This is a genomic window from Aureispira sp. CCB-E, from assembly GCF_031326345.1.
In the GTDB taxonomy this organism is placed as follows: Bacteria; Bacteroidota; Bacteroidia; order Chitinophagales; family Saprospiraceae; genus Aureispira.
Window position 1 is genome coordinate 5,069,208 of the sequence record NZ_CP133671.1, and the last position, 13,189, is coordinate 5,082,396.

Genomic DNA, 13,189 nt, shown 5'->3' on the forward strand with positions numbered 1-13,189 from the left:
GTTATTTATTGTTTAAATGAGAAATGTCGTCTTGTAATTTTAAGTGGAAATTGGTGCCATCATAATGAAACAAACAAAGACCTGTATTTTTGTGTTTGTATTTAGGCATATAGGATAATGGTTGTCCTTGCAAAATAGCCATTAAGTAAGCCATGCATCCTCCATGAGTACAAACGAGTACTTTTTGATCGTTCAGCGTTCTTAAGTAATTCATAAACCCTGTCAATCGTAACCCCATATCTGCCGCACTATCTCCTCCTACCAAACTCTTTTGATAGTCGCCTTCTGCCCATGCTTGCAGCAGCCCCAAATAAGCTTCATGCATAGCTTTATCAGCCTTCTTGCCTTCCCACTCTCCCCATCCGATTTCATCTAAATCGCTACGGCGTTCTGTTGGAATACCCAATGCTTCAAATGGGCGAGCCGTTTCTTGTGTTCGTTTCAAAGTAGAGGTAATCAATCGGTCAAATGCCACGTCTTTGTATGCCTCAAAAAAGGCTTGTGCTTGTGCCGCTCCTGTTTCATTCAAAGAAGAATCGACCCCTCGCCCTTGAATAATGCCTTGAGTATTGTACAAGGTTTGACCATGTCTATATAAGTAAATTTCCATAAGGGTGTAAGACTTGCATAGCTTCGATAACCGTAATATCTATTCAATACTAGCTGTTAGAGTATTTTGATATGTTTGAATTTACAATTAAATAAGTCGACATCAATACAGAAAGTACTGTTATCAAAGCGTCAAGATTATTTTTGTATTACTGGTAATTCTAAAAAGCCAACTAAACTGTCTTCATCTTTACTAAAATCATAGTCCATGTAGTCTTGTATGACATTATAAACAGTATCTCTTTCTATCGGATGTCTGTCAACTGCTTTTATAAGTTCTACCAATTGCTGCGTATTTAAACTAGGAGATTGTTCTTCCGACCCTGCCATTGAATAGATCTTAGTAGTATCATCAATTGTTCCATCAATATCATTCACACCAAAAGCCAAAGATAGCTGAGCGGTAGTACGTCCAATCATTGGCCAGTACGCTTTTACATGATCAAAGTTATCCAAATAAATTCTACCTATAGCATAGTTTCTCAAATCTTCTACAGCAGACACTTCTTCCAAATGCGACAGCTCGTTGTTTTTATTTCTAAATTTGAGAGGAATAAACGTTTGAAATCCTCCTGTTTCGTCTTGCAACGCTCTCAATCTTGCCATATGGTCCACTCGATGCTTGTATTCCTCTATGTGTCCGTACAACATCGTTGCATTAGAGTGTTTGCCTAAATTGTGAAGTATTTTGTGAATTTCCAACCATTGATCGGCATCACATTTTCCACGGGCAATTTGTTCTCGAATCTCTGGATCAAATATTTCTGCTCCTCCACCTGGCATCGAGTCCAAACCAGCTTCTACCATCGCTTTCATTCCTTCTTCGTACGACACCTTTGCCTTCTTAAAAACATAGTGATACTCTACAGGAGTCAAGCCCTTGATATGCAATTCTGGACGATGTTCTTTGATCGCCTTGAATAATTGGAGGTAAAAATTGTAATCGTATTGTGGCAGCACCCCTCCTACAATGTGCACCTCTGTCACAGGCTTATCATCATATTTTTTGACGATATCCAACATCTCATCGTGTGTCAACTCCCAACCTTCCGAACGTTTTTTTATCAATCTTGAATACGAACAAAAAGTGCAGGTGTACACACAAACATTGGTAGGCTCCATGTGAAAGTTTCGATTGAAATAAGTCTTATCACCATGCTTTCTTTCTCGTATATAATTGGCTAAAACACCTAAATATCCCAATGGAGCTTTTTCATACAAATACAGAGCATCCTCATCAGATACTCGCTCTTGATTACTTACCTTTTGCGCTATTTTTTGTAATTCTTTGTCCAATGTTTCATCTTGGAGCAGAACATTTATATTTTTGTCCATCTATTATTTTTTTAGGTTACTATGCCTGTTTATTTTAAGAAGCGTTGCACTTGTATTGTCAATTGATTATATGCTTGAGCAACTCACAAAGATCGATGAATTTGCTACTACTCCGTTAATCTTTTTTGTAATTAAATTAGCGTTTGGGAGTAGGTTTGTAGCAAACCATTGCTTAACAAATGTACAAATAATTTGGCTTAGTCGAAATATAAATTTTAAAACTTTCAGAAAAAAGTGAAAGTTCTATCCATCTATGAATAAGATAACACCAGAATCCATTCAAAAGTTTGAATTTTACTCCATTTTTATCAATAATATTTTTTTACTAATTGGCGTTTCTTTGCTGGGATGGACCTTGTTTGAAACGTTATTCTTGGTTTGGCTAGAATTAATCTCCGCCATAGTTGTTTTGATTTATCTAAAAATCATTATTCCCCTAAAATATGGACGTCCAGGCTATCAACACCTCCCCGAATTTCGCACTCCTGCGTTAAAAGTCATAGGGATTTCTATTTACACGCTAATTTTGCACTATTTCGCCTTAATTTTTATCATCCGCTTAGGACAAGTAGATACATGGGATACCTCATCAGGTGTACTCCAGACCTTAGCTCAGATGCCACTGCAATTATGGAATAGTAGTTTGTTATTATTAACTGTTGTGTTTTTGTTGGCCTATCTACTTCCCCCCTTTATATTAGAACGCAGAGGGATTCGTCCTTCTATTGAAACGATGCCTTTACAAACAAAAATCATGATTCACCCTAGCCAATTTATAGCACACTATCTTTGGTTTTTACTACTTTGGGCAACCCATCATTTTTTGAGCATCAGTAGCCCTATTTTGCTAATGACCATTCTTATGGTTGCTAAATCGATCTATGAAACGCTACTCTTTTATCGAATCAAATCAACATTTTTTATCTGATAAATAAAAGATATCGCATAACAGAGACAAACACGATTCTCCTATTATCAGTCAAGATTAGGCAAAAAAAAAGCGCATTATCTCAACGCTAAGCAACATTGAGATAATGCACCGTAAGTCTACTTAAGAGTAAGACTAAATTTCTATATCAAAATTATTATCTTCATTATTATTCGAATCTAGGAACTCCAAGTCATCCTGATTATCCATATATTTATCTCTTACTTTTGTTTTTAGATTACCATCATCATCAAAATCATCATCGTCAGCAATAATATTCTTAGCTTTTGCTGGAGACATTTTAATCAAATAATATTTATCTTCTGTTTCAAAAGGAAGTCCTTTTTGTCTAATTCCCTTTGCGTCTGAAAAAGACACCAAATGGCGTGCAAAACCTCTAGGATAAGTCAATTTAACTTGCTCCAAAAGTTCCTCTGATAAGTTTTCGTAACTCTTAATTACTTTAGGCTTGTTCATCGCTTCTCAGCTTTTTAAATAGTAATATTCAAATACGTGTTTCTAACATCACTAATATAAATCTATTTCAAAATATAAAGCAAGTATTTAATTCAATTTTTTAAAATTTTGCCCTCAATTGTACTTTTATCTCAGACCGTGTGCGTCCCTCTATTTCATTCAATCCTGAGCTAATAACGTCTCTATCTGTGAAGTAGGTTTGAGAGAAGCGAAACCAAACGCTAAAATTGCGATTAATTCGATAACTCAAATTAAAATAATATCTCAAACCTCTGCCTGAATAAGCGGGTACAGAAAAGGCATACAGAACATCATTTTCATAAGCATAAATACGAGTATCATAATTATCGGTATCAAAAAATGCCAACCGAACTTGTGCTTTTAGCGGAATAACCTTAGGCTTAAACACCAAATCCTGATAAATCATAAATCCTTTATTAAATTCTTGGTTTTGGTAGAACGAGAATTCAATTCGAGAGCGCAAAGCAAATTGACTAGAAACATTATAGCTGAAATGAAATCTTAGATTTTGCTTATCGTGATTGATAATCTGATCAATATTCGTCACATTATCTGACAAGTTTCGCCCTTTGCGTTCAAAACGATATTGAGCATACATTGTAACAAAATAATTGGGTGAATATTCTAGCTTGCTAAACACCTCATATCCCCTTGTTGGGGCATCTATTTGATAACGCAACCAAGGGAATTGAAAAACATCAAAGTAAGTACTCAGTTTAATCCCTGCTCCTAAGCGTGTTTCTACCCCCAAATACAAGCCCGATTCGTTGCTAGCATTCGTCCCTTCTGCAAAAGCATTGCCATTAAGGGTGTAATAAGATTTATCATAATAACGATACAACGCTGCTAAACTTACTCTTGGGTCTAGATCTATTAACAAAGCATTCACCGTTGCTAAACCTTCTAATCTATTAGCAGGTTTAAGGAAAGCAATTAAACCCTCATGTAAAGGCTTTTTAGATATATCATCTAACATTGCTTGACCTCCTATCCCATTGATTGCTGTTTCTCCAAAAAACTGCAAATTTCTATACCTAAATGAATAATCCAAACTAGCATTAAAACTTTGTCGCCCTGCAAAATTAAACTGCTGATACAAAGCAGGATTTTCACGTTTTAGTTCATTGGTTAAATAATTGTGGACAAAATTTCCTGCCACATGCCAACTTCTACCACGATAACCAATTCTAGCCCCTGAAGTAACAATTCCAATGGAATTTTCATCCTCAACTTCTCTTTCTGTTCTATGGAAACCAATATCTTGTAAAGAACTAACCGCAAAATCCAAGTCTCCTATCAAAGAATCTATAATGGGGTTTAAGTTGGCATCTCGTTGGCGATACGATCCAAAAACCGTCACTTCTAAATTCTTGTTCTTTAAAAACTGGAAATGCCCAGCAGCCCCCCTCATAAACAACGCCTCGTTGACCGAGGTGTAAGGTCGTATGGGCAACGAAATACGTTTGACATTCAACACTTGAGCTCCTTTTCGAATACCAAAGCCTCCCCAAATAGTTAATCCTTGCCCAAAGTATACTTGAAAATCTCCCAAAGCAATACTGTGAACATGCTTAGAAACCTTCTTCAGATAAAAGTGTCCAGAATAGTAGTCAAAGCCTTGAGGATTTGATCCAGTAAAAAATTCTTCTCCAGCATCTTTTTCCATCGTAACTCCAAAACTCATTCTGTCTTTATAAGTCATTCTATATCTAAAATAAAACTTATCGGGTGACCCCAAGTAACGCGTTCCTGTTTCTCCTGGCTCTAAAGGTTTGTATCCTTTTTGTTGTTCTAAGATTCGTTGATAACGAGCAAAAATTTGATGTCTACTATATTTCAACATCCTTCCAAAATTCATTTTTTCTTGCTCTTTAGTTGCCGATACAGTTATATAAGGAGTCAATCGAACAATTGTTTTCACATCAAAAGTCGGCACACCTTGTAGTTCGTATAAAGAGTAAATTTGCCCAAAGCGTTTGCGGTACAACAATAAGGCTTGTATTTGAATTGCAGAGAACAATCCAAAAGCCGTCAATTCTTGTTCTGTTGCATTGTTAATATCTAGAGGATCTCGTTCATAAGCTTCTAGATATTCAAACTGAGTTCCAAAATCAAAATTTTCACCATCACTATCTTCTACCAAGTTTTCAATCAAAAACTGTGTTCCATTGCTAACTTCGTTTTCATCTGCTTTTTCCTTTTTCGCTTTTTGAGCTAGGAGAACATTAGAAAAAGTAATGAATAGTATTAATAAGAATATTGCTCGCATAGTTGGTTCGTTTAGTGTGCTTCAGGAGTTTTTGAAATCGCTTTTTCGCCTACAATATAGCTAACCGATAAACTAGGAGTAACTCCTAAAATAGTATGATAACTAGTAGCGATATCTATTTTAAGTCCTCGCATATTTAATCCCAAACCAAAACTAGCCATCACTGGAGTCGTAGATACACCTGCTCGAATGTATAAAATGTGAATAGGATGATACTCGATCCCAAAACGACCATTAAACGGATTATCCAAATCTTTTTCGATTTCTGCTGTTAGTCTCAATTGATTAGATGGCAGGTAAGCAACTCCCAATTTGAATAAAGATGGTAGGACATCTCCATTCGGCAATTGAACTTGAACAGGGCTAAATGTATGGGCAGCAATATGGAATTGCTTGCTTACCTTAGCCAAAATTCCTAATTCGAAGGTAAAAGAGTGTGCCGTACCATATTCTCCTATCCTAGTTCCCAAATAATTAAATTGAGCTCCAATAGACATACGCTTGAACAATTTTCGAGCATAAGAAAGACCTATTTTTTGCTCGTTGTATTTGCCATATCCAAAATAATGCACACTTAACCCTATTGTGCCGATTGATTTATGGGGGTACGCTACTCCAAACAAAAAAGAATTCAACCCATCTGCCACCAAAAATCGTCGTTCACCATAAGCTGTAAATGACAAATGTTCCAAATATCCCAAACCTGCTTGATTGGTAAAAATGCTATTGATGTCTGTAAAAGTTAAACTAGCATTCCCCATAGCAGCTCCTCTAGCTCCCGCATTTTGTGGAATTCCGTTTTGAGCAAAAACGGCAAGATAAAAACAGTTTAAGAAAAATGTTAGTATTATTTTTTTCATACTAAATGGTTTATAGTAGCGTATTCTGCTAATCATTTTAGCAGTGTATTAAATTTGATAAAGTAGCTTCCCGTAATCCAACAATAAGCTCTACAACAACATCAACATCTGCAACAACGGAATTTATAAATCACAAAAATTATTATCTCTATACTTGTTAATAAATGTGTAATTGTAATTAACAATAATATTCCATTGGTTTAGAGTATTGTTAAGCTATATTTTTGGCAAAATGATCTGTACAAAATGAGGAATCTAAAGCAGGTATCCAAGCTATTGATGTTTATTTTTTTGTAATTTTCTTGTAAGGATACTTGTTCAATCTTCTTTTTACATAGAAATATTTCGCAAATGTATTATTTTAGCAGAACATTCAATTGACAGTTCTTTCCAAAGTGTCACCCACTAAGAACGGCAATGAAAAATTTAAAAACAACTTTTTTAAATTTAATAAAATTTTAACTTCTTCCTTAAAAGTTGCTAAATGGTATTAAATTTGGCTACATTTTTATAAATAAGTAGTATTTTCTAGGCATCTTTTATTTTTCTAGCGCACAACTTTGAACACAATTTTTGTTTCGCCGTTAGTAAAGTATGCCAATAAAACAAAGTAACAACTTCGGGTATTTTCCCAAATGACTACCACCCAAAAAATAGGTGTTATGTTATTATACAAACTTTATATTTTCAGAACGTAGGCAATTAGAGCCTTTTAAACTATTTTCAAATGAACAATGGTAACAAAATGATTTCAGACAAAAAAATGATTGAAATCTACGAAGACATGGGCGATGAACATATTCTAACCTCTTTAGATACTCCTATGCGGGAGGGAGCCTTTGATCTTTCGGATGATGAAAAAATTGAAAAAATCCAAGAACACTTCTATGAAATCATGGATATACTTGGACTAGATTTAACTGACGATAGTTTAAAAGGGACACCTTATCGTGTTGCAAAAATGTATGTAAAGGAAATTTTTAGTGGTCTCAATCCTGCCAACAAACCGAAGATAGCTCTCTTTGATAATAAGTATCAATACAAAGGGATGTTGGTCGAAAAAAATATTCTTTTACAATCTACTTGTGAACATCATTTTTTGCCGATCTATGGCAAAGCCCATGTAGCTTATATTGCTAATGGAAATGTCATTGGTCTTTCTAAAATCAACAGAATAGTACAGCATTATGCCAAACGTCCTCAGGTTCAAGAGCGCTTGAGTATGCAAATCCTAGAAGATCTAAAAACGGCTTTAGGGACAGAAGATGTAGCAGTTTATGTCGATGCCAAACATATGTGTGTCTCTTCACGAGGTATTAAAGATATTTCTAGCAGCACTGTCACAACAGCTTATAGTGGCAAATTTAATGAAGAAGCTACTCGAAAAGAGTTTTTAGCAGCTATCCACAGCCAACAAGATTACTAAAAACTGTTTGACAAGACCTACAGCATGGAAAAAATCATAGATTCTCAATATTAAAAGAGAGAGGCTCCACAAGAGCAGATTTAGTAAAACAAGCAGAGCTTATCTCTTAAGGTTTCTTTAGGACTTTTGTTCTTTAAATTAGAATAGGAAGCGTGGCTTTTCTTTAAAAGAAAAGCCACGCTTCCTATTTACCCCTCTTATATCTGTCAATCAACCAGATAGCAATCCCATCAACAACTTACAGAACAGCCTCTAATTAATATAAATTAAAAACATAAAACATATACATAATATAAAAAACACTAAGGTACAATTCCTAAATTGAAATATTTTTTTTCATATTTTAAATCTTTTTTTCTACAAAAATTCCAATAAAACCACTTAAAAATCTATTTATTTTACTAACTTAACAGTAACCAATATTTAATGCCGCAAAACTCAAATATAACCAAACTTTATTTCATTCGGATTGTTTTCCAAATAGGAAACAAATAAGTTTTTATTGCGTATATTAAAAACTGAATGCCAATTACTTAGAAACTGGCACAATATTCACCTTACTATGAATGATAAGTTACCTCACTAGTTGAGTAACCAATACGATACAACCTAGCAAATATGAAAAATTCCCTACTCACTAACTTTTTATTTTCTTTTTTACTTTTTTTATTTATAGTTTCTTGCAATGATCATAAAAACAATGAAACTTTCGGAACGAGTATCTTGGATACCATGTCAAATGAAAAAATAGGCCATAGCACTCGTGCGTTTGTAGAAGAAAAAGAAGAAACTATGGTAAGTTTTACGGTGATCTACAACGGTGATCTTACCAAAATGACTACAGATGAGAACAGTGCATTCAAAAAATTGATTGAAAATTATAACTTAGAAATACAAAAACCTTTTGAAATTGATGAGGAAAACAAAGGAATTGTCTTAGTTCCTCAAGCGCCACTAGCCGCTCCTATCAAAGTAGGAAAAGAAATATCACTAGTAGATGAAGTTTTGATGGTGGAAGTTGACAATGTAACAAAAGAAAAAGACGAAAAAGATCCTTCTTAAAAATACATTAATAGTAAACCTTAGAATATGGGAGCTGCCTGACATAAATCAGGCAGCTATTTTTTTTAACTATACTTTTTTATGAACGATTACTTATTACATTACTCCGTTGAAAAATCGTATTAGTTTGATTATCAGCAAGATGTATCTTTGTTGGCTTTTATACTAAAAGATTGATAATCAAACTAATGCAAGATGCTTTTTTACGTTTTTCGTAAGAAAACTAAAAAATCAACGGAGTATTATTATTATAAATAATCATCAAAAAAAATTCTATAAACCACGCAGTAGCAGCGATTATTTTTTTAATACATTTGCATGCTATCTACGCGCCAAATACTGGTGAATAGACGCAAAATCTAAACGCCCCATACCTGCCATTTTAGCTTCTGCAAAAAGTTCCTTTGCTAAATTTGCTAAATACAGTGGCTGTTCTTGTTCATAGGCTGTTATTGCCGCCAAATGCAAATCTTTATGCATCCACTCTAATGGAAACTGCACCTCGTAATCTGATGTTCGAATCATTTCTGCTTTGAATTTTGTAAAAGGTGCCGTAACTACTAAATTTGGAAGTGTATCCAATAAAAATTCCTTAGACAAACCTAATTTCTCCCCTAATAAAACTGCTTCTGAAAAAATTAACATAGATTGAGCAAGCAATATATTCACTAACATTTTAAATGCTGCTCCTTTGGTCGTTTTGCCCAAATGCAAGACTTTCTTTCCCATCATATCTAAATAGGGTCGAATACGTGCCAATACAACTTTTTCTGCTCCAATAAAAAAAACTAATTCGGCATTTTCAGCTTGCGGCTTCGTTCCCGCTACAGGCGCATCTACAAAAACTTGCCCCGAACGGCTAGCCGCTTTACTGACGAGGTCACTAAAAGATGGATTGACTGTTGAACAATCTACCCATAAAGCATTTTTTTTCATCATTGACAACACCCCTTCTTGTCCCAAGAATAATGCTTCCACAACTTCTGGTGTTGACAACATACTAAACACCAAGTCAGCATCTTTAACGGCTTCCTGAGCCGAGGCAGCAACAATAGCCCCTTTTTTTTCTAGTGCATTCATGCTTGCCGCAGACCTATTCCAGACCGTTAACTCAACTTGATGTTTTAATAAATTAGCTGCCATCCGACTCCCCATAATTCCTAATCCAATAAACGTAACTTTCATACTTGTTATTTTTACAGTGAACTGCCTACAAAAAACTGTTTATCAATTCGCTAAAAAGCATTTCAAAACAATCAATTGTAGACTCTTATTTTAAAGAACAAGACCAAGATACTTGCCTTTTATCAATTAAAATATCCGATAAAAAGCAGAAATAACAGATTTGCATCAAAATGATTTATCAATAGTTAGCTGCGCTGCTACTAATTTATAGCAAGAAGTCTTTATTCTTAGAAAGACTATATTGCTTAGGAGATAAACCAAATCTTCCTTTAAACTCTTTGATAAAATAAGATATATTCTCATATCCCGTTGCCACCCCCAACTCCGTTACACTAACCTCTCTTTCATTTAATATAGATAGAGCCTTGTCTAGTCGCTTGTTTTTAATCCATTTTTGAGGTGTACAACCAAAAGAAGCTTTAAAATCTCTTCTAAATGTACTTAAACTTCTCCCCGTTAGATAAGCGTAATCCGCAACTTTTAGAGGCTTACTAAAGTTAGCTTCCATAAAGCTTTTGATGTGGCGTTTCTTTGGAAGTGTTAAACGAAATAAGAAACTAGCAAGTTCTTGCTCTACTCCTAAGGCATCTAACAAATGCAACATTTCTAGTATTTTTAAATGTAGAAAATGCTTATCTTTTAAATGTGGATTGCTGTAGATGGTAATAAGGGAATCTGCAAATGATTGTAATGTAGTTTCTATCTTAAACTTTAAATAGTTGGGGATATTTTCTTTAGTAGTTTTTGTACTTTTAGCTACAGACAAAAAATCTTGAATGAGTAAATCATCAAAATAAAAAAGTAAACTTTTGAACATTTCTTTTTGAGGTAACAAATCGGATATGACATACATTCCTCTAGGAATAAAGAGCATCTCTCCTGCTTTGGCAACTAATAACTGCCCATCATAATTTCTAATATGCTGCTCCCCTGACAAAACCATCGAAATGACGTGATTAGAAATATAGCCTTCTCGACGGAGCACAGGACGGTTTAACGCTTTACTTAAAATGCAAACATTTCCATCCTTCAAAATAATTTGCACTCCCTCTGATTTGAATAATCGCTGTGGTATTAATATCATTTCTCGTTTTGTCCAATAGTCTATTAGAATTCGTAGCTCTTTGTGCTGCTACTGTGTAGTTTCAGCAAACTACTCTATTATTCAAATAACAATTTAAGGTTGTTTTCATCTAAAAAATAGCACTAAAACACCAAAAATCGAATATTTACGTCAAAAAAACAATACATCACCTAGAGATACCCTTGTTGAGAAATTCTTGCAAATAGAATAAAAAATGGATTTAAGTCTCTATTTGACCTTAAATCCATTGCCATCCAGTAATGCTCTCTAATTTAATCTTTTAGTTGTTCTATTTCTTCCAATACTTTTTCAGCCTCCGCGTTTTTTTGAGTACTTGCTGCCCTATCTATATGCGAAAGTCGAAAAGATTCTTCCATCAACTTTTTGTATTTTGCTTCTAGGATTTCCTTTTTTGTTTTTTTCTTAAACCAACCAAACATAAATATCTTTTTTTAACAGTTAAATGCATCATAACAATAGTTAGCTGCGCTGCTACTACGTGGTCGTTGAAACCACGCAGTGACAGCGCAGCTAACTAAAAGAACTACTATCATAAATTATACGATTAGCAATTATAGTAGTATTAAAAACACGGTTACAATTCCTATTTTATTCCTTGCTTGTAAGTTTCTAAGGCACGCTCTCGAGCCATTTTGTGCTCTACCATTGGTTCAGGATATTCCTTTGTGTTGTATTCTGGAACCCATTTTTTAACGTACGCTTCCTTTTTATCAAATTTAGTAAATTGAGTAATTGGATTAAAAATTCTAAAATAAGGGGCTGCATCACATCCTGTTCCCGCTGCCCACTGCCAGTTTCCATTATTGGCAGACAAATCATAATCCAACAACTTTTTGGCAAAATAAGCCTCTCCCCAACGCCAATCGATCAACAAATGTTTGCATAAGAAGCCAGCAACAATCATCCGAACTCGATTGTGCATATAGCCTGTTTTGTTCAGTTGGCGCATTCCTGCATCAACCATTGGATAGCCTGTTTTTCCTTCGCACCATAACTGAAACTCTTTTTCATTATTCCGCCAAGCAATATCATCGTACTTTGCTCTAAAATTATGCTTGACTACTTTCGGAAAATGATATAAAATTTGCATAAAAAATTCTCGCCAAATCAATTCGCTCAAAAAAGTTTCATCGCTTGGTTTTAATGTTGCAATTATTTGACGAACACTTACCGTCCCAAAACGTAGGTGAGGGCTTAAATAACTGGTTGCATCTTCACTAGGAAAGTCTCTAAGTTCTTTATAATGCTGCAACTCTGACAAATCATAAGGCTTGACTTCAATTGAAGAACGTTTAAAATCAATGTCCGCCAGATTAGGAAAATCAAAACTTGTTTGATAAAATTGCTTGTAATCTTGAATTGCTTTGGGTTGAATAGACGCTCGATCAAAATGCTCCAACCACTTATTCTTATAAGGAGTATAAACAACATAAGGATCTCCGTCATCTTTTAAAATATCCTTCTCTTCAAAAATAACTTGATCCTTAATTCGGTGCAACGCTATTCCCTCCTTTTCCAACAAATCGGACACTTCTTTGTCTCTAATTCTAGCATAAGGCTCGTAATCTTTATTGGTATAAGCCACGGTAATATCAAACTCTTGCAATAAGTCTTTCCAAACATCCACTGGCTTTCCCTTTCGACACAACAAAGAGGCCCCCTGCTCTTTGAGTCTATCATCCATATCTTTTAAGGAATCATAAATAAATGTCAGTCGAGCATCGTCCCTTGGCAACTCCTTCAGTATATTATTATCAAAAATAAACAAAGGCAATACAGGATACTCATCCTCTAAAGCTGCCAACAATCCCAAATTATCTTCTAATCTTAAATCTCTCCGAAACCAAAATATACTTACCTTCATATCTTTGTTTTAATACTCATTTTGATGTGTTTGATTTTAAAACAAAAA

12 protein-coding genes are annotated in these 13,189 nt (G+C 34.6%); 3 read left to right on the forward strand and 9 right to left on the reverse strand.

Going from position 1 to position 13,189, the window contains the following annotated elements; translation table 11 throughout:
- Position 1: 1 nt before the first annotated feature.
- Positions 2–610, reverse strand: coding sequence for a histidine phosphatase family protein (locus tag QP953_RS19590; protein WP_309552507.1), 609 nt, complete (start codon positions 608–610; stop codon positions 2–4).
- Positions 611–747: 137 nt separating this feature from the next.
- A complete protein-coding gene (gene mqnE / locus QP953_RS19595; RefSeq protein WP_052599242.1) occupies positions 748–1,944 on the reverse strand; it encodes an aminofutalosine synthase MqnE in 1,197 nt (398 codons plus the stop codon).
- 253 nt (positions 1,945–2,197) lie between these two features.
- Between mqnE and QP953_RS19600 the strand changes: the two genes are divergently transcribed.
- Positions 2,198–2,872, forward strand: coding sequence for a hypothetical protein (locus QP953_RS19600; RefSeq protein ID WP_309552508.1), 675 nt, complete (start codon positions 2,198–2,200; stop codon positions 2,870–2,872).
- Positions 2,873–3,007: 135 nt separating this feature from the next.
- Here the strand turns inward: QP953_RS19600 and QP953_RS19605 are convergent, their stop codons facing one another.
- From QP953_RS19605 to QP953_RS19615, 3 genes are all read right to left on the reverse strand, one after another.
- Positions 3,008–3,349 (reverse strand): hypothetical protein, encoded by a 342-nt coding sequence (locus tag QP953_RS19605; protein ID WP_052599240.1) that lies wholly within the window; start codon positions 3,347–3,349, stop codon positions 3,008–3,010.
- 100 nt (positions 3,350–3,449) lie between these two features.
- Entirely contained in the window at positions 3,450–5,639 is a 2,190-nt protein-coding gene (locus QP953_RS19610) for a helix-hairpin-helix domain-containing protein (protein ID WP_081909632.1), read from the reverse strand.
- Between the two features lie 11 nt (positions 5,640–5,650).
- Entirely contained in the window at positions 5,651–6,499 is an 849-nt protein-coding gene (locus QP953_RS19615; protein WP_052599239.1) for a hypothetical protein, read from the reverse strand.
- A gap of 727 nt (positions 6,500–7,226) precedes the next feature.
- Here QP953_RS19615 and folE point away from each other — a divergent pair.
- Both folE and QP953_RS19625 read left to right on the forward strand, forming a co-directional pair.
- Positions 7,227–7,925, forward strand: coding sequence for a GTP cyclohydrolase I FolE (gene folE, locus QP953_RS19620; protein ID WP_052599238.1), 699 nt, complete (start codon positions 7,227–7,229; stop codon positions 7,923–7,925).
- A gap of 618 nt (positions 7,926–8,543) precedes the next feature.
- On the forward strand, positions 8,544–8,987 hold the full coding sequence (locus tag QP953_RS19625) for a hypothetical protein (protein ID WP_309552510.1): 444 nt from the start codon (positions 8,544–8,546) through the stop codon (positions 8,985–8,987).
- A gap of 321 nt (positions 8,988–9,308) precedes the next feature.
- On the opposite strand, the gene QP953_RS19630 is transcribed toward QP953_RS19625, so the two are convergent.
- The 4 genes from QP953_RS19630 to QP953_RS19645 form a co-directional block, all read right to left on the reverse strand.
- Positions 9,309–10,172 (reverse strand): NAD(P)-dependent oxidoreductase, encoded by an 864-nt coding sequence (locus tag QP953_RS19630; RefSeq protein ID WP_309552512.1) that lies wholly within the window; start codon positions 10,170–10,172, stop codon positions 9,309–9,311.
- A 205-nt stretch (positions 10,173–10,377) separates the two neighbouring features.
- Entirely contained in the window at positions 10,378–11,256 is an 879-nt protein-coding gene (locus QP953_RS19635) for an AraC family transcriptional regulator (protein WP_309552514.1), read from the reverse strand.
- A 272-nt stretch (positions 11,257–11,528) separates the two neighbouring features.
- Positions 11,529–11,696: a Lacal_2735 family protein gene (locus tag QP953_RS19640; protein WP_052599234.1), complete on the reverse strand. Its 168-nt coding sequence runs from the start codon at positions 11,694–11,696 to the stop codon at positions 11,529–11,531.
- A 164-nt stretch (positions 11,697–11,860) separates the two neighbouring features.
- Positions 11,861–13,141, reverse strand: coding sequence for a deoxyribodipyrimidine photo-lyase (locus QP953_RS19645; RefSeq protein ID WP_309552516.1), 1,281 nt, complete (start codon positions 13,139–13,141; stop codon positions 11,861–11,863).
- Positions 13,142–13,189 lie beyond the last annotated feature (48 nt).